This is a genomic window from Streptococcus sp. HMSC073D05 (genome assembly GCF_001812015.1).
GTDB classification, from domain to species: Bacteria; Bacillota; Bacilli; order Lactobacillales; family Streptococcaceae; genus Streptococcus; species Streptococcus parasanguinis_D.
On sequence record NZ_KV807498.1, the window covers coordinates 63,264 to 90,047 of the forward strand.

The 26,784-nt window shown below is 40.2% G+C and carries 25 protein-coding genes and 1 other RNA gene; 21 read left to right on the plus strand and 5 right to left on the minus strand.

The window, feature by feature from the left end; genetic code table 11:
* Nucleotides 1-201: 201 nt before the first annotated feature.
* Nucleotides 202-2,319, minus strand: coding sequence for a penicillin-binding protein PBP1A (gene pbp1a, locus HMPREF2832_RS07370; RefSeq protein WP_070506170.1), 2,118 nt, complete (start codon nt 2,317-2,319; stop codon nt 202-204).
* A complete protein-coding gene (recU, locus tag HMPREF2832_RS07375) occupies nt 2,320-2,913 on the minus strand; it encodes a Holliday junction resolvase RecU (RefSeq protein WP_070506171.1) in 594 nt (197 codons plus the stop codon).
* 64 nt (nt 2,914-2,977) lie between these two features.
* Between recU and HMPREF2832_RS07380 the strand changes: the two genes are divergently transcribed.
* The 5 genes from HMPREF2832_RS07380 (at nt 2,978) to HMPREF2832_RS07400 (ending at nt 6,958) form a co-directional block, all read left to right on the plus strand.
* On the plus strand, nt 2,978-3,505 hold the full coding sequence (locus HMPREF2832_RS07380) for an SLOG family protein (protein WP_070506173.1): 528 nt from the start codon (nt 2,978-2,980) through the stop codon (nt 3,503-3,505).
* A gap of 69 nt (nt 3,506-3,574) precedes the next feature.
* Nucleotides 3,575-3,916 (plus strand): cell division regulator GpsB, encoded by a 342-nt coding sequence (gene gpsB / locus HMPREF2832_RS07385; protein WP_003010351.1) that lies wholly within the window; start codon nt 3,575-3,577, stop codon nt 3,914-3,916.
* Between the two features lie 16 nt (nt 3,917-3,932).
* Nucleotides 3,933-4,298: RNase P RNA component class B (rnpB, locus tag HMPREF2832_RS07390), an RNA gene on the plus strand.
* Nucleotides 4,299-4,364: 66 nt separating this feature from the next.
* Nucleotides 4,365-5,522, plus strand: coding sequence for a THUMP domain-containing class I SAM-dependent RNA methyltransferase (locus HMPREF2832_RS07395; RefSeq protein WP_070506176.1), 1,158 nt, complete (start codon nt 4,365-4,367; stop codon nt 5,520-5,522).
* Between the two features lie 11 nt (nt 5,523-5,533).
* Complete coding sequence (locus HMPREF2832_RS07400; protein WP_070506177.1) at nt 5,534-6,958, plus strand: cell division site-positioning protein MapZ family protein; 1,425 nt, start codon at nt 5,534-5,536, stop codon at nt 6,956-6,958.
* A 228-nt stretch (nt 6,959-7,186) separates the two neighbouring features.
* Here HMPREF2832_RS07400 and HMPREF2832_RS07405 read toward each other — a convergent pair whose 3' ends face one another.
* Entirely contained in the window at nt 7,187-7,669 is a 483-nt protein-coding gene (locus HMPREF2832_RS07405) for an S-ribosylhomocysteine lyase (RefSeq protein WP_024054576.1), read from the minus strand.
* A 234-nt stretch (nt 7,670-7,903) separates the two neighbouring features.
* Here HMPREF2832_RS07405 and HMPREF2832_RS07410 point away from each other — a divergent pair, with 234 nt between their 5' ends.
* From HMPREF2832_RS07410 to HMPREF2832_RS07470, 13 genes are all read left to right on the plus strand, one after another.
* Nucleotides 7,904-9,511 (plus strand): ribonuclease Y, encoded by a 1,608-nt coding sequence (locus HMPREF2832_RS07410; protein ID WP_070506179.1) that lies wholly within the window; start codon nt 7,904-7,906, stop codon nt 9,509-9,511.
* A 107-nt stretch (nt 9,512-9,618) separates the two neighbouring features.
* Nucleotides 9,619-10,251 carry a guanylate kinase gene (gene gmk, locus HMPREF2832_RS07415; RefSeq protein ID WP_049516131.1) on the plus strand — a complete coding sequence of 211 codons (633 nt, stop codon included), beginning with the start codon at nt 9,619-9,621 and terminating at the stop codon, nt 10,249-10,251.
* Between the two features lie 25 nt (nt 10,252-10,276).
* Nucleotides 10,277-10,591, plus strand: a complete 315-nt coding sequence (gene rpoZ, locus HMPREF2832_RS07420; protein ID WP_003010339.1) for a DNA-directed RNA polymerase subunit omega — start codon at nt 10,277-10,279, stop codon at nt 10,589-10,591.
* A 64-nt stretch (nt 10,592-10,655) separates the two neighbouring features.
* Entirely contained in the window at nt 10,656-13,064 is a 2,409-nt protein-coding gene (locus HMPREF2832_RS07425) for a primosomal protein N' (RefSeq protein ID WP_070506181.1), read from the plus strand.
* 9 nt (nt 13,065-13,073) lie between these two features.
* The gene (fmt, locus tag HMPREF2832_RS07430; protein ID WP_070506183.1) at nt 13,074-14,009 is read left to right on the plus strand and encodes a methionyl-tRNA formyltransferase; all 936 of its coding nucleotides are present in this window, start codon (nt 13,074-13,076) and stop codon (nt 14,007-14,009) included.
* Nucleotides 13,999-15,312: a 16S rRNA (cytosine(967)-C(5))-methyltransferase RsmB gene (gene rsmB, locus HMPREF2832_RS07435; protein WP_070506185.1), complete on the plus strand. Its 1,314-nt coding sequence runs from the start codon at nt 13,999-14,001 to the stop codon at nt 15,310-15,312. The genes fmt and rsmB overlap by 11 nt, the downstream gene beginning before the upstream one ends.
* Nucleotides 15,313-15,333: 21 nt before the next feature.
* Nucleotides 15,334-16,074: a Stp1/IreP family PP2C-type Ser/Thr phosphatase gene (locus HMPREF2832_RS07440; RefSeq protein ID WP_049496164.1), complete on the plus strand. Its 741-nt coding sequence runs from the start codon at nt 15,334-15,336 to the stop codon at nt 16,072-16,074.
* Complete coding sequence (gene pknB / locus HMPREF2832_RS07445) at nt 16,071-17,939, plus strand: Stk1 family PASTA domain-containing Ser/Thr kinase (RefSeq protein WP_049496166.1); 1,869 nt, start codon at nt 16,071-16,073, stop codon at nt 17,937-17,939. Before HMPREF2832_RS07440 ends, pknB begins: the two co-directional genes overlap by 4 nt.
* Nucleotides 17,940-18,058: 119 nt before the next feature.
* The gene (gene liaF, locus HMPREF2832_RS07450; RefSeq protein ID WP_070506187.1) at nt 18,059-18,754 is read left to right on the plus strand and encodes a cell wall-active antibiotics response protein LiaF; all 696 of its coding nucleotides are present in this window, start codon (nt 18,059-18,061) and stop codon (nt 18,752-18,754) included.
* Nucleotides 18,751-19,767: an envelope stress sensor histidine kinase LiaS gene (locus HMPREF2832_RS07455; RefSeq protein WP_049496171.1), complete on the plus strand. Its 1,017-nt coding sequence runs from the start codon at nt 18,751-18,753 to the stop codon at nt 19,765-19,767. Before liaF ends, HMPREF2832_RS07455 begins: the two co-directional genes overlap by 4 nt.
* A complete protein-coding gene (locus tag HMPREF2832_RS07460; RefSeq protein ID WP_049496174.1) occupies nt 19,764-20,396 on the plus strand; it encodes a response regulator transcription factor in 633 nt (210 codons plus the stop codon). The genes HMPREF2832_RS07455 and HMPREF2832_RS07460 overlap by 4 nt, the downstream gene beginning before the upstream one ends.
* A gap of 44 nt (nt 20,397-20,440) precedes the next feature.
* Nucleotides 20,441-21,841 (plus strand): bifunctional Cof-type HAD-IIB family hydrolase/peptidylprolyl isomerase, encoded by a 1,401-nt coding sequence (locus HMPREF2832_RS07465; protein WP_049496177.1) that lies wholly within the window; start codon nt 20,441-20,443, stop codon nt 21,839-21,841.
* Between the two features lies 1 nt (nt 21,842).
* Nucleotides 21,843-22,208: a S1 RNA-binding domain-containing protein gene (locus HMPREF2832_RS07470; RefSeq protein WP_049496180.1), complete on the plus strand. Its 366-nt coding sequence runs from the start codon at nt 21,843-21,845 to the stop codon at nt 22,206-22,208.
* Between the two features lie 49 nt (nt 22,209-22,257).
* Here the strand turns inward: HMPREF2832_RS07470 and cysK are convergent, their stop codons facing one another.
* The gene (gene cysK / locus HMPREF2832_RS07475) at nt 22,258-23,181 is read right to left on the minus strand and encodes a cysteine synthase A (RefSeq protein WP_049496183.1); all 924 of its coding nucleotides are present in this window, start codon (nt 23,179-23,181) and stop codon (nt 22,258-22,260) included.
* A 123-nt stretch (nt 23,182-23,304) separates the two neighbouring features.
* Nucleotides 23,305-23,946, minus strand: a complete 642-nt coding sequence (locus HMPREF2832_RS07480) for a YigZ family protein (RefSeq protein ID WP_049496186.1) — start codon at nt 23,944-23,946, stop codon at nt 23,305-23,307.
* Nucleotides 23,947-24,001: 55 nt separating this feature from the next.
* Between HMPREF2832_RS07480 and HMPREF2832_RS07485 the strand changes: the two genes are divergently transcribed.
* From HMPREF2832_RS07485 to hpf, 3 genes are all read left to right on the plus strand, one after another.
* On the plus strand, nt 24,002-25,300 hold the full coding sequence (locus tag HMPREF2832_RS07485) for an ATP-dependent helicase ComFA (protein WP_049496189.1): 1,299 nt from the start codon (nt 24,002-24,004) through the stop codon (nt 25,298-25,300).
* Nucleotides 25,297-25,962: a ComF family protein gene (locus HMPREF2832_RS07490; RefSeq protein ID WP_049496191.1), complete on the plus strand. Its 666-nt coding sequence runs from the start codon at nt 25,297-25,299 to the stop codon at nt 25,960-25,962. Before HMPREF2832_RS07485 ends, HMPREF2832_RS07490 begins: the two co-directional genes overlap by 4 nt.
* Nucleotides 25,963-26,043: 81 nt before the next feature.
* A complete protein-coding gene (hpf, locus tag HMPREF2832_RS07495; RefSeq protein WP_049496195.1) occupies nt 26,044-26,586 on the plus strand; it encodes a ribosome hibernation-promoting factor, HPF/YfiA family in 543 nt (180 codons plus the stop codon).
* Nucleotides 26,587-26,784 lie beyond the last annotated feature (198 nt).

Genomic DNA, 26,784 nt, shown 5'->3' on the forward strand with positions numbered 1-26,784 from the left:
ATTTTACTTTAAAATAGTTTGTCTACATTCTAAAAGGAGCCAAAAGGCTCTTTTTTTATATATTCAAAAATAAAAAGTTGGGAAGTCTAACTAAATAAACTAGATTTATAAGTGTTGGATTCTAAAATAAGAACGAGAAGGTTCTGATTGTTCAACCATCATTTAAAAAAGCCGGGCAAAAAGCCCGACTTCCCCATTATATTATTCGTTATGATTGTTAGAGTCTTGTGAAGAAGGCTCAGATGGTTTAGATGGATTTTCTTCGTTTGAAGAGCTAGACGATGGTTCTTCATACGAATATTGATCAGTGGAATAACTTGGCTCATAATAGTAGTTATTGTTGTTGTTCTTACCATTGTTTAAGTAGAGATAATAACCACTTCGATACAGCCCACTTGGTTGCGTCCAATCTGTATGACCAGAATTGTTGTTATTGGCAAGATAGAGCATCATTTGACGGTAAACATCCGTTGCCACCTGAATTCCGTTATCTAATACCGGAGTCAAGCGATTTGAATAACCCGTCCAGACGGCCATAGCATATTCAGGTGTGTATCCTACGAATAACTCATCCGGTGTCACGATACTTGAATAACCTGTATTTTTGGTTAACTTTTTGACCTCGTTGTCAGCATAGTTTGATGTACCTGTCTTACCAGCTTGGTAGACTCCTGAAATAGCCGCATTTGTACCAGTACCAGACGTGAGGACGGTCTTCATCATATCTGTCATCATGTAGGCGGTTGTTGCCTTCATCGCGCGGGTTCCTTCGGAATCAAATTCTTTTGTGGTTCCATCACTAAAGACAACTCGACTGACATATTTCGGTTTGTAGTAGGTACCACCATTAGCAAAGGCAGCATAGGCAGCAGCCATTTTTTCACTGCTAGCTCCGTATTTATTGCTTGAATCGCTAGTATTACTTGAGATGGCATTAGCGTATACCATTTCTGGATAATCGATTCCCAGTCCATTTAGGAATTTCTTGGCTTTTTTAAGGCCAACTTTTTCAAGAGCCTTCACTGCAGGAACGTTCCGAGATTGTTGGATTGCATAAGTCATAGTAATGCTACCGTAGTAAGAACGGTCCCAGTTGTAGACAGGTGTTGAGGAATGAGGGAAATTGTATGGTGCATCTGTGATGGTAGCTGCAGTAGAAGTATATTCCTCATGTTCAAGAGCTGGTGCATAGTCTGTGATTGGCTTCATTGTAGAACCCCAATCACGGTTGGTCTCAACGGCTTGGTTGGTACCAAAGGAAACGTTGCTAGATTGGTGACGAGAGCCAAGTTGTGCAATGACTTTACCAGTATTAACATCGATAACTGTTGAAGCTACTTGCAATTCATCATCTGGATAGTTGACATATTCATCTGTATTATAGATGTCCCACAATTTCTTTTGCGCTTCGGTGTCAACGTTAGTATAGACATCCATCCCAGTTGTGAGCAAATTGTAGCCTGTTTCTTCTTCGACCTGCTCGATCACTTCTTTCAGGTAATTATCCATATAGGCTGGGTAACTGCTTGAAGAACTAAGACTTTGCAGACCATCTGTAACAGGTGTATTGACCGCTGCTTCGTATTGTTTGTTAGAAATGGTCTTCATATCGAGCATTTCTTTTAATACTAAGTTTCGGCGTTGTTGCGCTGCTTCAGGATGGGAGTATGGATCGTATTGGTTTGGTGCTTGGGGCATCCCCGCAAGGAGTGCCAATTGAGGGAGTGAAAGATCTTTTAAATCTTTTCCGTAATAACTTTTTGCAGCTGTCTGCATTCCGTAGTTCCCATTCGCCATAAATACTTTATTGACGTAATAGGTCAAGATTTCTTGTTTGGTTGCTTTCTTTTCTAATTGGGTTGCTAACCAAGCTTCTTGGATCTTACGAGAGAGGGTACGGTCAGAGGCCGAAGTGGAGAAATAGGTTAATTTGATCAATTGTTGCGTCAAGGTTGACCCACCTTGACTTCCTCCTCGTAAGTTGTGAAGGAAGGAACCGCCGATCCGAATGATGTCGACCCCACGGTGATTGAAGAAACGGTGGTCCTCAATCGCTACGATAGCATTGACCAAATCAGTAGGGATTTCATTGGCTGTGACATTGATTCGTTTCTCAGCCCCCAAATCTGCGATCAAGTTATTTTGGTTGTCATAGATCTTACTAGATGTTGTTGCAACCAAATCTTTTTCAGACAAGGTTGGTGCTTTCATAGCATAGTAACTAAATATCAGTCCACCAAGGACAAATAAAAGTAAGAAAAATGAAATGGCTGCGATTGCAACATATTTCAACCATTGAATGACTGTTTGTTTATTCATTTAAATACCGCCTAGAAGTTTCTGTTCGATAATATCAAGATAAGGAACGCTCGGAAGTCGATTCTTATCTACTAGAAAGCCGTGCTCCTGAATATAGGAGAGGGGCATGGATTTACTACCATGATCGATGTTGTAATAGTGAATTAATGCAGAAGCAGGTAGTAAGTAGGTTTCACTCAACTTTGCAAAATGCAAGAGAACGAAACAGATACCGCCTTGCTGGACAACCGCCTCCATATGATCGATCTGATGTTGATGGAAATTTTTCATCGGCATGGATTGCTTTTGCTGTGTTTCCTTGGCTTCAAAATCGATATAGCGTCCCTTGTATACTCCAGAATAGTCTGTCGTTGAGGCTTGCCTGAAATAGGCTTCAACAATCTTTGCCCGACTGCGACGTGGATAATCCACTTTCACGATTTGAATCGGTGTTGGTTTTTTATGGATGACAGCTAGACCTCGAGAAAGATAGTATTGATTGCTTTCATTGATCATTTTTTCAAATGTCATCCCACGATTCGCAAAGTCGACTGGATGTTTCCTTTGTGTAGAGACCAAGGTTTTTTTTGCTACTTTATGTGGATAGTTGACCATAGTTCTCCTTATTGGTACAATTACATCACTCTATTATATCATAAATTAGAATAATGAGGAAAAAATGAATACCATACTTGTTGCAGGTTATAAGAGTTTTGATGTGGGCGTCTTTTCCAATAAAGACCCTCGACTGACCATTATCAAAAAAGCCATTGAAAGAGATCTTCGTCGTTTATTTGAAGAAGGAGTGAAATGGCTGGTCTTTTCTGGTAATTTGGGATTTGAGGCTTGGGTACTAGAGGTCGCCTTTGAATTAAAAAAAGATTACGATTTTCAAATGGCGACGATCTTCCTATTTGAGAATGTTGGCGAAAATTGGAATGAAAGCAATCAGGAATTATTAACACGCTTCAAACAGGTGGATTTCGTGAAATATGCCTATCCCCACTATAGCAATCCGGGTCAACTAAAAGAATACAATCAGTTTTTAATAGATAACGCGGATGGAGCTTATGTTTTTTATGATCCAGAAAATGAAACCAATTTAAAATATCTTTACAAAATGATGTTAGAAAAAGAACCATTTTATGTCAAACAATTAAGTTTTGATGACTTAAATGAACTTGCTGAAAATTTTTACGAAAACTAGGTGTTATACCTTGATTTTTCTTACCATTTTTTTATATAATTGAGATGATGAACTAGATTGGAGAGAGTAATGGCGAGTATTATTTTTACTGCGAAAGATATTTTTGATCAAGATTTCAAACGAGAAGTTCGTGGTTATAATAAAGATGAAGTAAATGAATTTTTAGATGATGTTATAAAAGACTATGAAACCTATGCTGCTTTGGTGAAGGAATTGCGTGAAGAAAACGCCCGCCTTCGTGAAGAACTTGCCCAAAAAGCACAGGAAACACCACAAACATCTCCGATTGCTAGCACCGCTACGCAAGAATTCCCGCAAGTGACAACAGCGACGAACTTTGATATACTCAAACGTCTCAATCGTTTGGAAAAAGAAGTTTTTGGGAAACAGATCGTAGATCGCGATTATTAATCCCATAGATCGTGCAATTTTTGGATAATCGCGTGAGAGAATCCTCTCATGAGGAAAGTCCATGCTAGCACAGGCTGTGATGCCTGTAGTGTTTGTGCTAGGTGAATCCATAAGCCTAGGGACTTGGTATTCAAGTTACGGCGAGTGAAGGAGCTAAGTCTAAGGATAAGCTCTAGTAACTCTGAAAGTGCCACAGTGACGTAGTTTTTAGGGAAACCAAAAAAGTGGAACGCGGTAAACCCCTCAAGCTAGCAACCCAAACTTTGGTCGGGGCATGGAATGCGTGGAAACGAACATAGCATTCTGACTGGAAACAGTAGACAGATGATTATCGAAGGAAATGGTACCTAGTCATTTCTGGAACAAAACATGGCTTATAGAAAATTGCATATAGGTTGATGAGGTGGAGAGAGATCTCAACCTCCTTTTTTAAAGTGATAGGAATAAGATGAAAAAACAATTTGAATTGATTGCAACGGCCGCTGCTGGCATAGAGGCTGTTGTTGGTCGAGAACTACGCGATCTCGGTTACGATTGCCAGGTTGAAAATGGACGGGTTCGATTTCAAGGAGACCGTCGAGCAATCATAGAGACCAATCTCTGGTTGCGCGCGGCTGATCGAGTGAAAATTGTGGTTGGGAGTTTTCCAGCCAAAACCTTCGAAGAACTCTTTCAAGGTGTCTTTGCTTTGGATTGGGAAAATTATTTGCCTTTAGGAGCACGTTTTCCTATTTCTAAGGCTAAGTGTGTCAAATCAAAACTTCATAATGAACCTAGCGTTCAGGCCATTTCGAAAAAAGCAGTCGTTAAAAAGTTACAAAAACACTATGCCCGACCAGAAGGTGTTCCTCTCATGGAAAATGGGGCAGAGTTTAAGATTGAAGTATCGATCCTTAAAGACCAAGCCACCGTCTTGCTTGACACCACTGGTAGTAGCCTCTTCAAACGTGGCTATCGGACCGAAAAAGGGGGAGCCCCTATTAAGGAAAATATGGCAGCAGCAATTCTTCTGTTGTCAAACTGGTATCCAGATAAGCCCTTGCTTGACCCGACATGTGGTTCTGGAACGTTTTGTATTGAGGCGGCGATGATTGCTCGAAAGATGGCACCTGGATTGCGTAGGACCTTTTCTTTTGAAGAATGGAACTGGATGGATGATCGCTTGATTCACGAAGTCCGTCAAGAAGCGAGCAGTAAAATTAATCGTGAGATCGAATTGGATATTATGGGAACCGATATCGATGCACGGATGGTTGAGATTGCTAAAGAAAATGCTCAGAAAGCGGGCGTTAGCAGTGACATTACTTTCAAACAAATGCGAGTCCAAGATCTTCACTCAGATAAGATCAATGGGGTGATTATCTCTAACCCTCCATATGGAGAACGCTTATCCGATGATGAAGGCGTTACGAGATTGTATACTGAAATGGGGCACGTATTTGCACCTCTCAAAACCTGGAGTAAATTTATCTTAACCAGTGATGAAGGTTTTGAATCTAAATTCGGTAGTAAAGCAGATAAAAAACGAAAACTTTACAACGGAACCCTAAAAGTTGATCTCTACCAATATTTTGGGGAACGAGTAAAACGGCAGATTAAGGCATAGAAAGGATTTTTATGACAGAGAAGGATAAAAAGTCATTAGAGCAAGAAACAGAATCAATTTTAGATTTTGAAGATGCTAAAGAGATGACGATTGGGCAGGCCAATCGAAAGGCAGAAGAAATCGAGGCAGGTGTAGCTGAAGGTGATAATGTCTTAGACAAATACATCAAACAACACCGAGCAGAAATTGAAGCAGAAAAATATGATACAAAGATTTTGGCCAAAGAGGAATTGGCTAAAGCTGAAGAGTTGGCAGCTACAGAAACAGTTGCTGAAGTAGCTGAAGTAGTGGAGGCACCGGAAGTAACGGAAACGGTCTTGGAACAAAGACCTGAAATGGATGCTATCTCAACAGAATTACCTGCTAAGATAAAATTTGGACCCACACCAACTGAACCAATTGTAGAAACAGAGGACCTTCCTGAGGAAACTCCAAGCAATGCTGGTAAACGAATCAAAGTGGTTCTATACTCTGCATTAGGTCTTGCGATTGTCGGTTCGGCCATTTTTGTGACCTATAACTGGATGCACAGTCGTGGAAAATCTGGTGGTACAACAGTTGTATCTTCTTCATCTAGCAAGTCATCTTCTACTTCTAAATCAAGTAGCAGTGAAACACAAGCTCAAAAATTGGAAGAGTTTACCAAAGCCTACGATGCCTTTTTTGTAGACGAATCGAAAAGTGGGCTTAAGAATGATAAATTCGGAGACTTGGAAAATCTGAAGAAACTGCTGGACAAATTAGAAGGAAGCAGTGATTATAATGTGGCTAAAACAAAATATGAAGACCTTGTGAAGCAAGTTTCTGCCATTCAAAAAGTGAATTCTCAATTCAGTTCTCCAGTCATCAAAGATGGAGTTCTTGATGCAACTGCCAAAGCAAAAAGTGATGCAACCTTTGCAGAAACAAAGACAGGCAATGAAAAATTAGATAGCTTATTAAATGAGGCGGTAGCGCAAGGACGTTCACAACAGGTCGCGACACCGGCCCCAGTAACAGGAACAGGTGGTACAGATACTTCTAATGCAACACCGGCCCCAGCTCAAGCAGCAACGCCTACAACCCCAGCTGTCAATGCTGCTACAAGTGGTGCAGGAGCTGCAAGTCCAGGCTATTCAGGGTACGGTCTTCCAAGCGATGGCGTCCCACTTCAGCGGAACCTGAGCCGTGTGCCGTATAACCAAGCAGCTATCAATGATGTCAATAACCCGGCCTGGGTGTTTGGTGATGGTATCCTTGAAAAAGTATTGAATATTGCTCGTAAACGTGGACATATCACTGGCAATCAATACATTTTAGAGCGTGTCAATATCATTAACGGTAATGGCTATTATAACCTCTTCAAACCAGATGGAACCTATCTCTTTAGTATCAATGCCAAAACTGGTTATTTCGTAGGAAACGGGAAAGGTCATTCAGATGCTCTGGATTATTAATGCTTGATCAAACATCCCTTTTCTGGGAAAAATGACAATAAAAAAGAGAGTGGGACAGAAATCGGTAATTCGTTAGTATTCGATTTCGTTGTCCCACCTCCGCACAGTTGAGTAAGGCTGTAAAAGCTGATGAAATCAGCGTAGTATATCCCACTCAACCACTGCGTCTTGCTCGACAGTCCAAAAACAATTGAGAGGCCAGGACTTTTGTCCAGCCTCTTTTTCGTATTAAACAAGATGACGTTCAAATGGATCGTCTGAAATTCCTTGATCTAGAATCAGGCGGCACCATTCTTTGGCTGAGAAGAGACTGTGATCCTTGTAATTTCCACAAGACTCAATGGTTGTGCCTGGGACATCCTCCCAAGTGCTGACAGATGCAATTTCTTCTAAAGATTCTTTAATCACTTTAGCAATTTCCGTACTTGAATGCTGTCCCCACATGATCATATGAAAACCGGTGCGACATCCAAATGGGGAACAGTCAATCATACCATCTATGCGTTTGCGAATGAGCATCGCAAGAAGATGCTCGATTGTGTGGAGCCCTGCCGTTGGAATCGCATTTTCATTCGGCTGCACTAGGCGAATATCAAAGTTAGAGATGATATCTCCTTTTGGTCCAGTTTCTTCCCCAATCAAGCGTACATAGGGAGCCTTCACAGCTGTGTGGTCCAATTCAAAACTTTCAACAATTACTTCTTTTGTCATACTCAAATCCTTCTTTGTTTTTCTTGATTATAGCATAAAAAAGCAGATTCAACAAAGTCGAAATAAATGAATATCTCACAGATGTTCCATGAAAGAAAAGACGATAAAAGGACAAGCATTAAGCAAAAATATAAAAGGTTTTTCCTGTTTTTTTAGATTGTTAATTTTACTAATTTATGGTAAAATGTAAAAGAATTTTTAATTCAACTAATTAAATAGATTTGGGGTAAAAGCATGAATTTGTTTATTACAGGTGTTTTTGCCGCGGTCATTGGTTTAGTCATTGGATATGTGGGAACTGCTCTTAAAATGAAAGCTTCAAAAGAAGCTGCGGAACTCACCCTTTTGAATGCTGAACAAGAAGCAACGAATTTACGTGGACAGGCAGAACGTGAAGCCGATTTGATTTTAAAAGAGGCGAAGCATGAGTCAAGTTCACTTAAAAAAGAAGCACTTTTGGAGGCAAAGGAAGAAGCCAGAAAATATCGTGAAGAGGTCGATGCTGAGTTTAAGTCAGAACGACAAGAATTGAAGCAATTAGAAAGCCGTTTGGCAGAACGTGCTAGCAATCTTGATCGCAAAGACGACATTTTAACAAGCAAAGAACAGTCTCTTGAACACAAAGAGCAAAGTCTTACAGATAGAACTAAACACATTGATACGCGTGAACAACAGCTGGAAGAGCTTGAACACAAGAAAGTAGAAGAACTGGAACGTGTCGCTGCTCTAAGTCAAGGAGAAGCGCGTGACATTATTTTGAATCAGACGGAAGATCAACTTTCAAAAGAAATTGCATCACGAATTCGTGAAGCAGAACTGGAAGTGAAAGAACGTTCTGATAAAATTGCAAAAGCCATTCTCGTGCAAGCCATGCAGCGAATGGCTGGTGATTTTGTTGCAGAGCAAACAAACTCAACCGTTCATTTGCCTGATGATAGCATGAAGGGCCGGATTATTGGGCGTGAAGGACGCAATATTCGTACCTTTGAGAGCTTGACGGGGGTTGATGTGATTATCGATGATACGCCAGAGGTGGTGACCTTGTCAGGGTTTGATCCGATTCGTCGTGAAATTGCCCGTATGACAATGGAGAGCCTTCTCAAAGATGGTCGCATCCATCCAGCCCGCATCGAAGAGCTGGTTGAGAAGAACCGTCAGGAAATTGACAATCGTATTCGTGAATACGGTGAGGCCGCTGCTTATGAAATCGGGGCGCCAAACCTCCATCCAGATTTGATGAAAATCATGGGACGGTTGCAATTCCGTACATCTTATGGTCAAAACGTTTTGCGTCACTCCATTGAAGTTGCCAAACTTTCTGGTATTATTGCCAGTGAGTTGGGTGAAAATGCTACTTTGGCACGACGTGCAGGGTTCTTGCATGATATCGGTAAAGCGATTGACCGTGAAGTGGAAGGAAGTCACGTTGAGATTGGGACAGAATTGGCACGTAAGTATAAAGAACACCCAGTGGTTGTCAATACTATTGCCAGTCACCATGGAGATGTGGAACCTGAAAGTGTTATCGCAGTCATTGTCGCTGCAGCTGATGCCTTGAGTGCGGCTCGACCTGGAGCACGAAGTGAGTCACTTGAAAGTTACATCAAGCGTTTGCAAGATCTTGAAGAAATTGCAAACAGCTTTGAAGGAGTTAAGACAAGTTTCGCCCTTCAAGCAGGACGTGAAATCCGTATTATGGTGAGCCCTGAGGCAATCAAGGATGATAAAGTGACGATCTTAGCTCATGATATTCGTGAGAAGATAGAGTCAAATCTTGAATATCCTGGAAACATTAAGGTCACCGTTATTCGAGAATTGCGTGCAGTAGATTACGCAAAATAAACGAAAAGCTTGAGATCTAGCATCTCAAGCTTTTTGAATGAAAAAAATCAGTTGAAAATTAGGCCGATTTTTGTTACACTAGATAGAAAGACATTGAAGGAGAAATCATGGCGGATCGTGGCTTATTAATTGTATTTTCTGGCCCTTCAGGGGTTGGAAAAGGAACGGTCAGACGAGAAATTTTTGAAAACTCGGACAATCAGTTTCAGTATTCTGTATCGATGACGACGCGTGCACAACGTCCAGGTGAAGTGGATGGTATCGATTATTTTTTCCGTACACGTGAAGAATTTGAAGATTTGATCCGTCAAGGGCAAATGTTAGAGTATGCTGAGTACGTTGGAAATTACTATGGGACTCCTTTAACTTATGTGAATGAAACCTTGGACAAAGGAATTGATGTATTCCTTGAAATTGAAGTTCAAGGTGCGCTCCAAGTAAAGAAAAAAGTGCCAGATGCAGTTTTTATCTTCTTAACCCCGCCTGATTTGGATGAATTACAAGATCGATTAGTGGGACGCGGAACAGATAGTGCAGAAGTCATTGCGCAACGGATTGAAAAAGCAAAAGAAGAAATCGCCATGATGCGTGAATATGACTACGCAATTGTGAACGATGAAGTTCCTCTTGCTGCTCAACGTGTCAAACGTGTGATCGAAGCAGAACATTTCCGTGTAGACCGTGTCATTGGGCATTATCTGGATATGTTACCAAAAACACAAACTATTGTGAAGAGATAAATAATTAGAAATTAGGTATAGGAATATGATGTTAAAACCTTCTATTGATACATTGCTTGACAAAGTACCCTCAAAATACTCATTGGTCATACTTGAGGCAAAACGGGCCCACGAATTGGAAAGTGGTGCAGTGCCAACTCAAGAATTCCAATCGGTCAAATCAACATTACAAGCGCTTGAAGAAATCGAGTCAGGAAACGTAGTTGTTCACCCGGATCCAGAAGCAAAACGTGAAGCGCTTCGTCGTCGGATTGAAGCAGAGCGAATCCGCAAAGAAGAAGAAGAGCGCAAAATTAAGGAACAAATTGCCAAAGAAAAAGAAGATGGTGAAAAAATTTAAGGTTGGGGACTTCTCAATCTTATTTTTTGCTATTTAAAGGGTTCCGTGATAAAGTAAAGCTCATATGATAGAGGCTGGAGGTGAAAAAGTGATAGCAAAAGTCATCGTAGATGTTCCATTGATGCAGACGGATAAACCCTATTCCTATCAGATTCCATCAGAATTTGAAGATATGGTTGAGGCGGGAATGCGAGTTCATGTCCCCTTTGGTAAAGGGAATCGCCTCATTCAAGGGATTGTGGTAGACGTTGTAGAAGAGGCAGATACAAGCGAGGAATTGAAGGCGATTGGAGAGGTATTAGACTACACTCCTGTCTTAAATCAAGAGCAGTTCTGGTTGGCAGATCAATTGCGAAAAAGTGTCTTTTCCTACAAAATAACGATTTTAAAAGCCATGCTTCCCTCACTTCTTAATTCCAGTTATGACAAGATTTTGTATCCTCAACCATCTTTGGATCCAACTCTCAAAAAGAAACTTTTTGGTGAAAAAAATGAAGTTTCTTTTTCTTCTCTAGATGCGGCCGATCAAGCCCAAGTGATGCGGTTGGTCAGAAAAGGTGATTTGGTACTTGAATACAAGGCCAAGGATAAGAAACAAATTAAAACAGAAAAATGGTATCGCGTTAACCAGGAACGATTAAAAGAACTGCAACCGACTGCGAGAGCTAAAAAAAGACTAGTATTGAAAGAACGCCTGTTGCTAGAGCAAGAGGAGCAACCTTTAGCAGGATTGTATCAGGGTTTTTCACGAGAAGTAGTGGCCTATTTTATTGATCAGGATGTATTAGAAATTACCGAACGAGAAGTGAATCGGGCAGCATCTTACTATGAAGGAAAAAAACAAACCCGAGCTTTAGTCTTAAATCCAGAACAATCAAAGGCTGTAAAAACAGTTGTTTCTAAACTTGGGAAAGAATCAAAGCCCTTCTTATTAGAAGGAGTGACTGGAAGCGGGAAGACGGAAGTTTATCTGCAGATTATTCAAGAAGTTCTAAATAAGGGAAAAACAGCTATTATGTTGGTGCCTGAGATTTCTCTGACACCACAGATGACAGACCGTTTTATTTCCCGTTTTGGTCAGGAAGTGGCCATTCTGCACTCAGGCTTATCAAATGGTGAAAAGTACGATCAATGGCGGAAGGTAGAACGTGGAGAGGCCAAGGTAGTGGTTGGAGCGCGCTCAGCAATCTTTGCACCTTTGAAGAATATAGGTGCCATCATCATTGATGAGGAACATGAGGCTTCTTACAAACAAGATAGTAACCCGCGCTACCATGCGCGGGAAGTCGCAGTCTTAAGGGCTCAGTACAATCAGGCAGTCTTGCTTCTTGGATCTGCCACTCCAAGTCTAGAATCACGGGCTCGTGCAACAAAAGGGGTTTATGAATTAATTCGTCTAACCCAGCGGGCCAATCCGGCAGCCAAAATTCCAGAAGTTAAAGTCGTTGATTTCCGTGATTATATTGGCCAAAATGAAGCTGGAAACTTCACTCCTGTCTTAGTGGAAGCTATTTCTGATCGCTTGCAGAAAAAAGAGCAGGTTGTCTTGATGTTGAACCGACGTGGCTATTCCAGCTTTGTCATGTGTCGCGAGTGTGGGACAGTGGATACGTGTCCAAATTGTGACATCTCTTTGACCCTCCATATGGACACAAAAACGATGAATTGCCATTACTGTGGTTATAGTAAGGCAATTCCTCGACACTGTCCAAATTGCCAAAGTAGTTCCATTCGTTATTACGGAACAGGAACGCAAAAAGCCTATGATGAATTACAAGAGATCTTTCCTGAGGCTAAAATTTTGCGCATGGATGTGGATACCACCCGAAAAAAAGGGAGCCATGCAGCGATACTAGATGCTTTTGGGAATGGAGAAGCGGATATTTTGTTAGGAACGCAAATGATTGCGAAAGGTCTAGATTTTCCCAATGTGACCTTGGTGGGTGTTTTGAATGCGGATACTTCTTTAAATTTGCCAGATTATCGATCCTCAGAGAGAACCTTTCAACTCTTGACTCAGGTGGCAGGAAGGGCAGGACGAGCAGAGAAAGAAGGAGAGGTTATCATTCAGAGCTACAACCCCAATCATTATGCGATTAGATTTGCCAAAGACCAAGATTATGAAGGTTTCTTTGCCTATGAAATGCAGATTCGTCGGCAGCTGGGCTATACGCCTTATTACTTCACAGTTGGGTTGAACCTATCGCATAAGAGTGAGGAAATTGTGATGGAGAAGTCACATCAGGTCATGGAAATTCTCCATTCTGGCTTATCCGATCAAGTCCAAATTTTAGGACCAACTCCTAAACCAATTGCGCGTACACATAATTTGTATCATTATCAAATCATTGTGAAATATCGTTTTGAAGAAGGAATTACACAGGTATTGAATCAAATTTTGGAATTTACGCAAGAAAAAGGCAACCAAGATTTACGAGTTAGTATTGATAATGAACCTCAAAGTTTTATGTAAGGAAGAAAAATGACAAAATTAATTTTTATGGGAACGCCTGATTTTTCAGCGACCGTTTTAAAGGGATTGTTAGCAGATTCTCGTTATGAAATTCTGGCAGTAGTGACCCAACCAGACCGCAAAGTAGGTCGTAAAAAAGAAATTCGAATGACTCCAGTGAAGCAAGTAGCTTTGGAGCACCACTTACCAGTTCTGCAACCTGAGAAATTATCAGGTAGTCCAGAAATGGAAACTCTCCTATCCTTGAATGCGGATGGAATTGTGACCGCTGCTTTTGGCCAATTTTTACCGACAAAATTACTAGAAAACTTTCAGTTCGCTGTGAATGTCCACGCGTCTTTGTTGCCTAAATATAGAGGTGGTGCGCCGATTCATTATGCTTTGATCAATGGCGATGAAGAAGCTGGGGTTACAATTATGGAAATGGTCAAAGAAATGGATGCTGGAGACATGATTGCAGCTCGTTCTCTACCAATTTTAGATGAGGACAATGTGGGAACCTTGTTTGAAAAATTGGCTGTCCTTGGACGGGATCTACTCCTAGATACTTTGCCGGATTACCTAGCAGGGGAGATCCAGCCAAGGCCACAAGATCCTAGTTTGGTCACATTTTCACCAAATATTTTGCCGGAAGAAGAAATTTTGGAGTGGACCAAAACCAACCGCCAAGTCTTTAACCAGATCCGAGGGATGAATCCTTGGCCTGTCGCTCATACTTTGTTAAATGATCAACGCTTTAAAGTTTATGAAGCAGAGCTATGCGAGGGCAATGGAAATCCAGGAGAAGTGATTGGTTTGAGCAAAAAAGAGTTGGTAGTAGCTGCAGGTGAAGGCGCGCTATCCCTCAAAGTTGTGCAGCCGGCAGGAAAACCAAAAATGTCCATTACAGACTTTTTGAATGGTGCGGGCCGTCAATTGAAAGTAGGAGATCGCTTTGGAAGGTAAACAAATGAATGCGCGTGAACAGATTCTTGGAGTTTTAGAAGAGGTTTTTGAACATGGTGCCTATTCTAATCTTGCCTTAAATCAAGCACTAGAACATTCTCAACTTTCAGATAAAGATAGAAGTTTTGTTACGGAAGTTGTATATGGTACCGTAGCGCGGAAGATAACACTCGAGTGGTATCTCGCCCACGTGATTGAGGACCGGACGAAATTAGATCCTTGGCTCTATTATCTTTTGCTGATGAGTTTGTATCAGCTAGTCTACTTGGATCGCATTCCTGACCATGCCATCGTCAATGAAGCTGTCCGGATAGCAAAAGGTCGAAAAGAAGGCAGTGAGAAGTTTGTCAATGCTATTCTTAGAAAGCTCCTTCGCGAGGGACTACCAGCTATTGATACGATTAAGCGAAAGAACAAACGTTATTCAGTGGAGTATTCTCTACCTGTATGGTTGGTCAAAGCATTGATCGAAGAATATGGTGAAGAACGTTCTTGCGCTATTTTTAAGAGTCTCTATCAGCGTAATAAATCAAGTATTCGTGTGATTGATCTTGACGAAAAAGAAGAGTTGGCTCAGACACTAGAAGCAAAATCTTCTCTACTTGCCCCGTCTGCCCTCGTGAAAGATCAGGGACATTTTGCAGTGCACACTTTGTTTAAAGAAGGACGCATTGCCATTCAAGACGAGTCCAGTCAATTGGTGGCACCAGCTTTGGATTTGCAAGGGGATGAGTGGGTTTTAGATGCCTGTGCAGCGCCAGGTGGAAAGACGACTCACATCGCTTCTTATCTCACGACTGGGAAAGTCACAGCCCTGGATCTCTATGACCATAAACTCAAATTGATTCAAGAAAATGCTGATCGGCTCCATGTTGCGGACAAAATTTTGACAAAGAAGTTAGATGCGACAAAAGTCTATGAAACATTTGGACCAGATGCCTTCGATAAAATTTTGGTGGATGCACCTTGTTCGGGGATTGGTCTGATACGGAGAAAGCCTGATATCAAGTACAATAAAGAGGCTGCAGATTTTATATCTTTACAAGCTATTCAATTGGCGATTCTGGATAGTGTTTGTCAAAGTGTGCGTAAAGGTGGTATAATAGTGTACAGCACGTGTACAATTATGGGGAAAGAAAATTTTGAAGTGGTGGACCAATTTTTGAAACACCATCCAAATTTCAAACAAGTTCCATTGGAGCACGAAAGAAAAGATATTCTCAAGAATGATTGTATCCTTATTACACCCGAATTATATGGAAGCGACGGCTTCTTTATCAGTCGTTTTAAGAGAATGTCATAATATCAGGAGGAAACTGACAGTATGGATATGACGATCTTAACCGATGTAGGTCAAAGACGGACAAATAACCAAGACTATGCAAATCAATATAAAAACAAGGCAGGAAAATCTATGGTATTTCTTGCTGATGGTATGGGGGGGCACCGTGCCGGAAATATTGCTAGTGAAATGGCAGTCACAGACCTAGGTGCAGCCTGGGTTTCTTCTGAGATCGAGACGGTTAATCAAGTACGGGAATGGTTTGCAGAACATTTAGAAGCTGTGAACCGACGGATTCATTTAGCTGGGCAAGATGATGAGCACAAAGGAATGGGAACGACACTGGAAGCTTTGGCTTTTGTAGAAGGACAAGTGATTTATGCCCATGTTGGGGATTCGCGGATTGGTCTCATTCGCCACGGTGAATACCAGCAGTTGACCAGTGATCATTCTCTTGTAAATGCTCTTTTACGAGCAGGACAAATTACAGAAGAAGAAGCAGCCCATCATCCTCAGCGGAACATCATCACTCAGTCCATTGGTCAAAAAGATGAGTTGGCGCCTGATTATGGTTTGGTGACTGTTGAAGCAGATGATTACATTTTGATCAATAGTGATGGTTTAACGAATATGATTGGCCCAGATGAAATCAGAGACATTGTCTTGAGTGATGTTACGCTTGAAGAGAAGGCTCAAGCATTGATTCGCTTTGCCAATAATGCTGGAGGCTTGGATAATATCACTGTTGTACTACTCCACTTTACTGAGGAGGACGCAGCATGATTCAAATCGGCAAAATTTTTGCCGGGCGATATAAAATCATCCAACAAATTGGGCGCGGCGGGATGGCAGATGTTTATCTTGCGCGTGATTTGATTTTAGATGGGGAAGAAGTTGCAGTCAAGGTGCTGCGTACGAATTACCAGACAGATCCTATTGCAGTTGCTCGTTTTCAGCGTGAAGCAAAAGCGATGGCAGAACTGGACCATCCAAATATCGTTCGGATTACAGACATTGGCGAAGAAGAAGGGCAACAATACCTTGCAATGGAATATGTTGCAGGTTTAGACTTAAAACGCTATATCAAAGAAAATGCACCTTTATCAAATGAAGAAGCTGTTCGTTTAATGGGGCAAATTCTTCTCGCTATGCGTCTTGCCCATACGCGTGGCATTATCCACAGAGATTTAAAACCACAGAATGTCCTCTTGACACCAGATGGAACAGCGAAAGTTTCAGACTTTGGGATTGCAGTGGCCTTTGCAGAGACTAGCTTGACCCAGACCAACTCGATGTTGGGGTCGGTTCATTATTTGTCCCCTGAGCAGGCGCGTGGATCGAAAGCAACGGTTCAAAGTGATATCTACGCTATGGGGATCATTTTCTATGAGATGTTAACCGGGCACATTCCTTATGATGGGGACAGTGCAGTCACAATTGCTTTGCAGCATTTTCAAAAGCCTCTCCCATCTATTCGTGAGGAAAATAAGAATGTTCCACAAGCTCTAGAAAATGTGGTGATCAAAGCGACAGCTAAAAAACTGACGGATCGCTATAAGTCAGTGGCAGAGATGTATGTGGATCTTTCAAGTTGTTTGTCCTATGAGAGAAGAAATGAGAAAAAACTGATTTTTGAAGACCAAGCGAAAGCTGATACAAAAACTCTTCCAAAAGTGAGTCCAACTCCAAAGACGGCTCCTGTTCCAATCTCTGAGGTACGCAATGAAATCAGTTCGGTAGATCCTAATCGACCATTATCTAACCAACAGACAATGGCCCCAAGCAAAAATCCAAGAAGACGCTTGCGGGCGCGCTACAAGGTCTTGTTTGTTGCCATTGCCCTAGTTCTTGCAGCCTTTACCTTCTTGTTGTATATGAGCCCGGCCAATAAAACCGTTCCAGATGTTTCCGGCAAAACCATTGCCGAAGCTAGAGCCGTTATTGAGGGACAAGACCTTCAAGTTGGTGAAGAGAAAGAAGAGTACAGTGATTCGGTTGCAGAAGGTTATGTCATTCGAACCAATCCCAATGCAGGGGCCCAAAAGAAAGAACAAAGTCGAATTGATTTGATCGTTTCAAAAGGACCAAACAGCTTTGAAATGCCAAATTACGTGGGCGAAACACGGGCAGCAGCTGAAGAGGATCTGAAAAACACTTATAAAGTATCGAGCAAAATGATCACGATTGAAGAAGTTGAGACCTTTGATGATCCTGCAGGGACAGTTCTTGAACAAACCCCAGCTCCAGGAGAGCAATATTCTTTGAGTTCAAAGACCAAGATTGTTTTAAAAGTAGCAAAAGAAACAACTTCAATTGAAATGCCAAACTATGTTGGATCAACCTATGATTTTGCTAGAAGTAATTTAATTGAAATCTATGGTATTAAAGAAGCCAATATCGAATTAAGAAAAACGGAACATCTCCCTGATGGGGTAGTTGTTTCTGCAGGTCAAATTGTCAGTCAAACTCCAGAAGTTTCGAGTACGGTGGACATTAACCGAACACGAATTGTCTTGACGGTATATGAGCCTAAAGTGACAGCTTCTTCAAGTACGAAAGCCTCATCCAGTTCAGAAACATCAAGTTCTTCTTCTACGGAACGATCGGATACAGAAAGTTCCAGCAGTAGTGCAACTGGTGGAGATTAATAATTCAGTTTAAGACTCAGATGGGTTTCTGGGTCTTTTTGATTGCATGCGATTATCCAACCACAGACGGAAGTCAAATGAGGAAAAATTTGATAAAATAGGAAAAGATGAGGTAGACTATGTGGAAAATACAAATTTTTATTTTCGTTGAAGCCGTTTTGTTAACATTAGCAGCGATCACCATTTTATCAATCGATTTTTCCAGATTTGTTGTCTTGATGGTTCTCTTTTTGCTCCTTCTGTATTACTATTTTGGCAAACAAAAAGCGAATTTTCTATTAATCGCACTGAGTGTGCTTCTATTTTTTATCGTGATGCTGAATCCTTTTGTGATTGCAGCCATTTTATTTGCGGTGGTTTATGGTTTATTGATCGCCTACCCTTATATGTATAAGGAAAATGAAGCAGTTATGTTTGATGTTGAAGAGAATACCGAAATTCGTCAGGAAAAAACTCGATGGATTGGTGATTTACAACATTTTTCAAAGCAAAGTCGAGGATATCGAGATCTGAATGTGATCCGAGTTTTTGGGAATGACACCCTTCATTTAGAGGAGGTTGCCATATGCAATTGGGATAATGTGGTGATTATTCGGAAAGGTTTTGGAAATACAAAAATTATCTTACCGATTGATTTGGAGCTTCATTTACAAATTAACACGCTTTATGGAAATCTGAAGTTTTTGGATCTTCCTATCCGAAAGATGAGGAATGAAACCTTAGATATTGAAACGGCACATTATCGGAGGTCGCACCGTTCTATTAAAATTGTATTAGTTGGAATCGTTGGGGATGTAGAGGTGATTCGCGCATGAAAAAATTAGACTATCTCCTTTTGTACTTCTATTCCCTAATGGTGGTTGCGGTCATTTGTCATACCATTTTTCATTTTGTTGGTTTTCAGTGGAGCAAACTTCTTTCAGATCTTTCCTTGCTTCAATCATTCCTATTTTTGATTTTTAGTCTGACGCTTGCATTGACGGCTTTAGTTCTCTTGATTATGAAGATCACGCAATTTGTGACAGTTCATGCGGTACAACAAAAGGTGGAAGCTATTATGAATGGTTCCCAGCAAAAAGAAATTGCCCCCAAAGAATTGAATCAACAGTTAGATTTATTGGATAAGAGGTTACATCGACTTGAAGAAAATTTACAAAAGAGTGAAAATCGTGTGATGCGAAATGAGGAAGAAATTATTGAAATCGAGCGTAAGAGAATTGCGCGCGATCTACATGACACGGTTAGTCAAGAATTGTTTGCAGCTAATATGATTTTGTCCGGAGTGGCTTCACAGGCTCTTGAGTTAGAGAAAAACCAGATTCAGCAGCAATTAAATGGGGTATCGGATATTTTGGGTACAGCCCAAAATGATCTACGTGTCTTGCTCTTACATCTTCGTCCTACAGAATTGGAAGGAAAAAGTTTAGTAGAAGGTATGGAGATGATTTTTAGAGAATTGAAGGAAAAGAGTAACCTAACCGTTGTCTTCCATCATAATGAAGTGAGTATTCCAAAAGATATGGAAGAACATCTGTTTCGGATCGTCCAAGAAATTGTCAGCAATACCTTGAAACATGCTAGAGCTCAACAAATGGATGTCTTTTTGCATCAGGAGGGGAAACAACTTCATTTACGGATGGTAGATGATGGAATCGGATTTGAGCAGGAAAAATTGGAACGATTGAGTTATGGGTTGAAAAATATTCAAGAACGTGTAGAAGACATGGCGGGAACCATTAAAATAAGAACGAGTCCTCAAAAGGGAGTAGCTGTAGATATTCGTGTTCCCCTCCTTGTAAAAGATAAAAATGAAAAGGAAACTGTATGAAAGTATTATTAGTAGACGACCATGAAATGGTCCGGTTGGGATTAAAAAGCTTTTTGTCCATGCAAACCGATATTGAGCAAGTCTCAGAGGCACAAAATGGGCAAGAAGGCGTGGAGTTGGCGCTGAAAGAAAGACCAGACGTCATCATCATGGATATTGTGATGCCAGAGCTAAATGGAATCGATGCAACTCTAGCCATCCTAAAAGAGTGGCCGGAAGCTAAAATTGTCATTTTGACGTCTTATTTGGATAACGAAAAGATCTACCCGGTTTTAGATGCAGGTGCAAAAGGTTATATCTTAAAGACTTCGTCGGCAACTGAGATCCTACAGGCTGTAAGGAAGGTTGCAAAGGGAGAATTTGCGATCGAGACAGAAGTTAGTCAAAAAGTTGAGTCACGCAAGAACCATGCTGAATTGCATGATGATTTGACGGCTAGAGAACGAGATATTCTGTCTTTATTGACCAAAGGATATGAAAATCAACGCATAGCAGATGAACTCTTTATTTCTTTAAAAACGGTGAAAACCCACGTCTCCAATATTTTATCGAAACTAGAAGTTAGTGATCGGACACAAGCAGTCGTCTATGCCTTCCGACACCATCTGGTGAATCAGGAAGATTTTTAAGTTGAAACATGCTATAATAGAGCAAGGAAAATAGGGGGAGACAAGTGGACGCAAAATTACGTTATAAAGCAAAAAAAGTAAAAATCGTCTTTTTTGATATTGACGATACATTACGTGCAAAAGAAACTGGATTGATCCCAGAATCTGTAAAAGACGTCTTTCGTCAGTTGAAAGAAAAGGGAATTCGAACAGGGATTGCAACCGGTAGAGGGGTTTTTGGAGTTGTTCCTGAAATTATGGACTTAAAGCCGGATTTTCTAGTCACCTTAAACGGTGCCTATATTGAAGATACCAAAGGAACTGTGATCTACCAATCACCAATCAATGAAGCAATCGTTTCTTCTTTTGTGGATTGGGCCAAAGAATCCCAGATTGATTATGGGTTAGTGGCTAGTCATCAAGCTGCCCTGTCCAATCGTACACCTTTGATCAGTGATGCTATTGACATCATTTATCCCAACTTACCAGTAGATCCAGATCTTCATTTGAAAGAACCAATTTTCCAAATGTGGACCTTTGATGAAGATGATGGTGATTTAGAATTATCACCTTCCTTACAAGAGGAGTTACGTCTAGTTCCATGGCACCCACATTCATCTGATGTTGTTCGTTTTGATCGATCAAAGGCTTCTGGAGTCTCTCAACTTGTAAATCATTTGGGCTTGAAGCCAGAAAATGTTTTGGTATTTGGGGATGGCTTAAATGATCTTGAACTATTTGATTATGCTGGGATTAGTATCGCAATGGGAATATCTGCCCCAGAGTTACAAGAAAAAGCTGATTATATCACTAAGAATTTGGAAGAAGATGGCATATTCTATGCCTTAGAGGAGTTAAATATGGTTGAAAAAGAATTGACGTTACCGCAGTTGGAACTTGGTGTGGTTGAAGGTCCTATAGCTGTGATCAAAACCAATCACGGTGAGATGAAAATTCAATTGTTCCCAGATCAAGCGCCAAAAACAGTTGCAAATTTTGTGGCTCTTGCTAAGTCTGGCTATTATGATGGTGTCATTTTCCATCGGATTATTAAAGATTTCATGATCCAAGGGGGAGATCCTACTGGTACAGGTATGGGTGGTGAATCCATCTATGGTGAGAGCTTTGAAGACGAATTTTCAAAAGAATTGTACAATATTCGCGGAGCCCTTTCAATGGCAAATGCTGGACCAAACACAAATGGCAGCCAATTCTTTATTGTACAAAATCAACATCTCCCATATTCGAAAAAGGAATTGGTCCGCGGTGGCTGGCCTGAAAAAATTGCCGAAATCTATACGACAGAAGGAGGAACTCCTCATCTAGATCAACGCCATACCGTATTTGGACAATTGATGGATGAAGCTTCATTTGTGGTATTGGATGAGATTGCGGCTGTTGAGACAGGTATGATGGATAAGCCAGTAGAAGATGTCGTGATTCAAACCATCGAAATTGAGGACTAAAATGAAAATTGGAGATAAGTTAGAAGGAACCATCACAGGCATTCAACCTTATGGAGCCTTTGTTGAACTAGAGTCGGGTGTCACAGGCTTGATTCATATCTCAGAGATTCGAAGTGGCTATGTAAGTAATATTCATGATATTCTTTCGATTGGAGAGAAAGTCTTTGTCCAAGTCATTGATGTTGATGAATATTCTAAGAAAGCCAGTCTCTCTTTGAGAACCTTAGAAGAAACACCGCAACGAAGTATTCGACACCATCGTTTTTCAAATGACCGCAACAAAAGTGGTTTTGCTCCCTTAGCTCAACAGATGCCAACCTGGGTCAAAGAAGGAAAAGCATTCTTTAGCAAACAAGAAAAAAAATAAAAACTTCGATAGGTTGATGAAACCTATCGAAGTTTTTTGGTATAGTGAGTTATTCAAATTCGTAAAGAGTAGTGGAAAGGTAACGTTCCCCATTATCTGGTGCAAGGGCAAGAACTTTTTTACCGCTACCTAATTCTTTTGCGACTTCAATAGCAGCATAGATAGCAGCTGCGCTTGAGATACCGACTAAGAATCCTTCAGTTCCACCGATAGCGCGTGCAAGTTCGAAAGCTTCTTCTGAAGATACACGACGAACACCATCATATGCGTTAGTGTCTAAAGTGTTTGGAATAAAACCTGCTGAAATACCTTGGATTTTATGTGGTCCAGGTTTTTCGCCAGAAAGGACCGCAGATTCATTGGCTTCAACGGCATAGACTTTGACAGCAGGATTGTTCTTTTTCAAAGTATGAGAAATACCAGAAACAGTACCACCAGTACCAACACCTGCGACAAAAGCATCTAAACCATCTTTTCCAAAGGCATTAACGATTTCTTGTCCTGTTGTTCTCTCGTGTACCTCTGGGTTAGCAGGGTTTTCAAATTGAAGAGGAAGGAAGCCATTTCTTTCTGCAGCGATTGCTTCAGCTTTAGCGATGGCACCTTTCATTCCTTCACTTCCAGGAGTCAAAACGAGTTCAGCTCCATAGGCTTGGATGATTTTACGACGTTCCACACTCATGGTTTCAGGCATGACAATCACAACTTTATAGCCTTTAGCTGCACCAACCCATGATAAACCAATCCCAGTGTTTCCACTAGTTGCTTCGACAATGGTATCACCTGGTTTGATCAAGCCATCTGCTTCAGCTTTTTCAATCATGCTTAAAGCAATCCGGTCTTTAACCGATGATCCAGGGTTGAAGGCTTCGAGTTTTACATAGACATCTGCAGCTCCTTCAGGAACAAGACGGTTCAATTTGACAATCGGAGTGTTCCCAATCAATTCTGTAATATTTTCATAAATAGCCATAATATACCTCAGTTCTAGGTTTTCTTGATACTAACAAGTATAGTCTCTTGTGGGAAGAATGTAAAATATAGAAATTTTATGGGTGTGATAAAAAAAAACTATCGTTGCCGGTAGTTTCTTTGATTATTTTTCTACAGAAAGTAGGGGTACTTCAATCTCGCGAATTCCTTGATCTTCTATAAGGATTTTCCCATTATAAAATTCGACTAAAGCAGCTGTGATAGAACTGGTGTCTTCTTTGTCTACAAAAATAGTTGTCGCCACCCGATCTGTAAACATCGGATCTTGTTCTACCAATTTGTTGTCTTTTAAGAAATTAGCAAATTCTTGGTATTGGGAATAAGAAAGTGTGATCCCAAGAACAACTTGCTCCTTGATTTCTACAAGTCCAATCTCTCGAACTGCTTGAGCCACACTTCCAGCGTATGCACGAATCAGACCGCCAGCACCCAATTTAATGCCTCCAAAATAGCGGGTAACCACAACACAACTATTAGTGATGTGATGATTCTCTAAAACTCCCAACATCGGTACACCCGCTGTTCCACTAGGTTCGCCATCGTCACTGGTCCGTTTAATATCGCTATGTTCTCCAATGATGAAAGCAGAACAGTTATGTGTGGCCTTGTAGTGTTCCTTCTTGATCGCGTTGATAAAATCTCTAGCTTCCTCTTCAGAAGAGACGCGTTTAACATGACAAATGAATTTCGATTTTTTGATTTCTTCTTGAACAGTGCCGTTCTCTTTAAATGTAATATATTCCATATTCTTATTTTACAAAAAAAGAATGATTTTCTCCAATTTTTACGAATTGATAAGTATGAAGATAGAAGATGCTTATGGAAGGCTCTTAACAGAGAGCCAGATGACAGACGATTTAAAAGAAATGGCCCAAGAACTCCCAACCATAGAAAAACAAAATGGAAGGTACCAATGTTTTCGATGTGGCAGTATGATTGATCAAAAACTTTGGAAGTTGAGTGAAGAGGTCCTGTATTGTAGAGCTTGTATCCAATTGGGAAGGATCCAGAGTGATCAAAAACTTTATGCTATTGCACAGCAGGACTTTGAGGGACAAGAGGTGTTAAACTGGAAAGGAACCTTGACTTCCTATCAACAAGAGGTATCAGATGGTCTTATCAAAGCAGTTAAAGAAGGAAAAAATGCCTTGGTACATGCTGTGACAGGAGCTGGGAAAACGGAAATGATGTACCAGGTTGTAGCAACAGCGATCAAGAGTGGACAAGCAGTTTGTATTGCTACCCCAAGAATCGATGTCTGTATCGAACTGTACGGAAGGATGAAGGAAGATTTTTCCTGTTCTATATCGTTGCTTCATGGGGAATCGGACCCCTATTTTAGAACACCTTTGGTAATCGCAACCACTCACCAATTGTTAAAGTTTTATCAGGCCTTTGATCTCCTTATTATAGATGAGGTCGACGCTTTTCCCTTTGTAGATAATCCTATGTTATATAAAGCAGCTCAGAATGCGATAAAAAAAGAAGGGAACACCCTTTATTTAACAGCAACCTCTACAGATGAGTTAGATAAAAAGGTTAAGAAAAAAGAAATCATCCGTTATAGTCTTCCAAGACGTTTCCATGGGAACCCACTAGTGGTTCCAGAAATAAAATGGGTATCGAAAATGAGAGAAAAAATAGAAAAAGGAAGAATCCCCTACGAACTATTGAAACTAATCAAGAAGCAAAGACAGACTCACTACCCATTGTTATTCTTCGTATCGGAAATAGAGTTAGGGCAACAATTTAAAGAGAATATAAAAAACTACTTTCCGAAAGAAAAAGTAGGTTTTGTATCCTCTCAGACACAGGATCGCTTGAGAATTGTAGAAGAATTTAGAAATAAAGAAAAAACAATACTAGTCTCGACTACCATACTTGAAAGAGGAGTTACCTTTCCGCTTGTAGATGTTTTTGTTTTAGAAAGCAACCATCGCTTGTTTACGAAAAGTGCCCTTGTACAAATCTCAGGAAGAGTTGGACGTAGCAAAGAAAGACCAACAGGCCAATTGCTCTTTCTATCAGATGGAATAACAAAAGAAATGAAAAAAGCAATCAAGGAAATAAAACAAATGAATCAGGAGGCTGGATTTTGAAAGAATGTCTGCTTTGTAATAAAGAGTTAAAAACTAGTGAACATTTCACAGATCTTATTTTTATAAATCAACAAGAAAAATGGATTTGTAAAGAATGCAAAGAAAACTTCGAACAAATTGGCGAAATTCATTGTCCTAGGTGCTTTAAAGATAAGGAGGAGAAAGTATGTAAAGATTGTGAGTACTGGGAAGACAAAGGAAATACTGTTCAACATGAAGCTTTATATAGATATAATGGAGCAATGAAAGACTATTTCAAACGATATAAATTTGAAGGAGATCGTTTGTTAGGAATGGTATTTGCAAGTGACATCAAAAAAGCGTTGAAAAAGTATAAAAACTATACAATAATACCAACTCCAATTAGCCATGAAAAAAAGCAGGAGAGAGGATTCAATCAAGTCTCGACTATACTAGATTTTGCAGAAATAAAGTACAGCACTCTATTTCATAAAGAAGACAGCTTGGCCCAATCAAAAAAAACAAGAGAAGAAAGATTAAAAACCTCTCAACATTTTCAATTAAATGAAGAAGTTCCAGAAAAGAAAAAGTATCTTATATTCGATGATATATACACAACTGGCAAAACAATCGAATTAATGAAGCGCCTGTTAATTGAAAAAGGTGTGAAAGAAATAAAGACATTTTCAATCGCAAGATAAAAAAAGATTTGCAAAAAAAATATGAAAGCGTTATAATATACATATAAATAAAAACATAATGTTTAGAAAGTAGGTACTAATATGATTAAATATAGTATCCGTGGTGAAAACCTAGAAGTAACAGAAGCCATTCGCGACTATGTCGTTTCTAAACTCGAAAAGATTGAAAAATATTTTCAGGCAGATCAAGAGCTAGACGCTCGTGTAAACTTAAAAGTTTACCGTGAAAAGACCGCAAAAGTAGAAGTAACCATTCCACTTGGATCTATTACACTTCGTGCAGAAGATGTGTCTCAGGATATGTACGGTTCAATTGATCTGGTTGTAGATAAAATTGAACGTCAAATTCGTAAGAATAAAACAAAAATCGAAAAGAAAAATCGTATTAAGTCTGGTGCAGGTAAGTTATTTACCGATGCAGTTGTAGAAGAAGCAACAACCACAGAAAAAGTTGTTCGCTCAAAAACAATTGATCTAGAACCAATGGATTTAGATGAAGCTATTCTTCAAATGGATCTATTAGCACACGACTTCTTCATTTATCGTGATGTGGAAGACAACACAACTAATGTTATCTACCGTAGAGAAGATGGAGATATTGGTCTATTGGAAGTAAAAGAATAGAGATTAAAAACATCAATTAAATTATAGAAGGATCAGGAGCAATTTTGCTCCTGATTTTTTAGATAACCCAAAGAAGTAAGAATATTTTTTAAGAAAATAAAATTTTTTGAAAAAAAGTGTTGACAGTAAGGACAGGTCATGATATACTAATATAGTTGTCGCGAGAGAGCGACAAAGACCTTTGAAAACTGAACAAGA

Excerpts from the sequence above, each read along its gene's own strand:
- rpoZ (WP_003010339.1), top strand. The coding sequence starts at position 10,277 with ATGATGTTAAAACCTTCTATTGATACATTGCTTGACAAAGTACCCTCA.
- cysK (WP_049496183.1), bottom strand. The coding sequence starts at position 23,181 with ATGGCTATTTATGAAAATATTACAGAATTGATTGGGAACACTCCGATT.
- HMPREF2832_RS07395 (WP_070506176.1), top strand. The coding sequence starts at position 4,365 with ATGAAAAAACAATTTGAATTGATTGCAACGGCCGCTGCTGGCATAGAG.
- HMPREF2832_RS07405 (WP_024054576.1), bottom strand. The coding sequence starts at position 7,669 with ATGACAAAAGAAGTAATTGTTGAAAGTTTTGAATTGGACCACACAGCT.
- pbp1a (WP_070506170.1), bottom strand. The coding sequence starts at position 2,319 with ATGAATAAACAAACAGTCATTCAATGGTTGAAATATGTTGCAATCGCA.
- recU (WP_070506171.1), bottom strand. The coding sequence starts at position 2,913 with ATGGTCAACTATCCACATAAAGTAGCAAAAAAAACCTTGGTCTCTACA.
- HMPREF2832_RS07480 (WP_049496186.1), bottom strand. The coding sequence starts at position 23,946 with ATGGAATATATTACATTTAAAGAGAACGGCACTGTTCAAGAAGAAATC.
- gpsB (WP_003010351.1), top strand. The coding sequence starts at position 3,575 with ATGGCGAGTATTATTTTTACTGCGAAAGATATTTTTGATCAAGATTTC.
- HMPREF2832_RS07455 (WP_049496171.1), top strand. The coding sequence starts at position 18,751 with ATGAAAAAATTAGACTATCTCCTTTTGTACTTCTATTCCCTAATGGTG.
- HMPREF2832_RS07400 (WP_070506177.1), top strand. The coding sequence starts at position 5,534 with ATGACAGAGAAGGATAAAAAGTCATTAGAGCAAGAAACAGAATCAATT.
- fmt (WP_070506183.1), top strand. The coding sequence starts at position 13,074 with ATGACAAAATTAATTTTTATGGGAACGCCTGATTTTTCAGCGACCGTT.
- hpf (WP_049496195.1), top strand. The coding sequence starts at position 26,044 with ATGATTAAATATAGTATCCGTGGTGAAAACCTAGAAGTAACAGAAGCC.
- gmk (WP_049516131.1), top strand. The coding sequence starts at position 9,619 with ATGGCGGATCGTGGCTTATTAATTGTATTTTCTGGCCCTTCAGGGGTT.
- HMPREF2832_RS07460 (WP_049496174.1), top strand. The coding sequence starts at position 19,764 with ATGAAAGTATTATTAGTAGACGACCATGAAATGGTCCGGTTGGGATTA.
- HMPREF2832_RS07425 (WP_070506181.1), top strand. The coding sequence starts at position 10,656 with ATGATAGAGGCTGGAGGTGAAAAAGTGATAGCAAAAGTCATCGTAGAT.
- HMPREF2832_RS07470 (WP_049496180.1), top strand. The coding sequence starts at position 21,843 with ATGAAAATTGGAGATAAGTTAGAAGGAACCATCACAGGCATTCAACCT.
- liaF (WP_070506187.1), top strand. The coding sequence starts at position 18,059 with ATGTGGAAAATACAAATTTTTATTTTCGTTGAAGCCGTTTTGTTAACA.
- HMPREF2832_RS07380 (WP_070506173.1), top strand. The coding sequence starts at position 2,978 with ATGAATACCATACTTGTTGCAGGTTATAAGAGTTTTGATGTGGGCGTC.
- HMPREF2832_RS07410 (WP_070506179.1), top strand. The coding sequence starts at position 7,904 with ATGAATTTGTTTATTACAGGTGTTTTTGCCGCGGTCATTGGTTTAGTC.
- pknB (WP_049496166.1), top strand. The coding sequence starts at position 16,071 with ATGATTCAAATCGGCAAAATTTTTGCCGGGCGATATAAAATCATCCAA.
- HMPREF2832_RS07440 (WP_049496164.1), top strand. The coding sequence starts at position 15,334 with ATGGATATGACGATCTTAACCGATGTAGGTCAAAGACGGACAAATAAC.
- HMPREF2832_RS07485 (WP_049496189.1), top strand. The coding sequence starts at position 24,002 with ATGAAGATAGAAGATGCTTATGGAAGGCTCTTAACAGAGAGCCAGATG.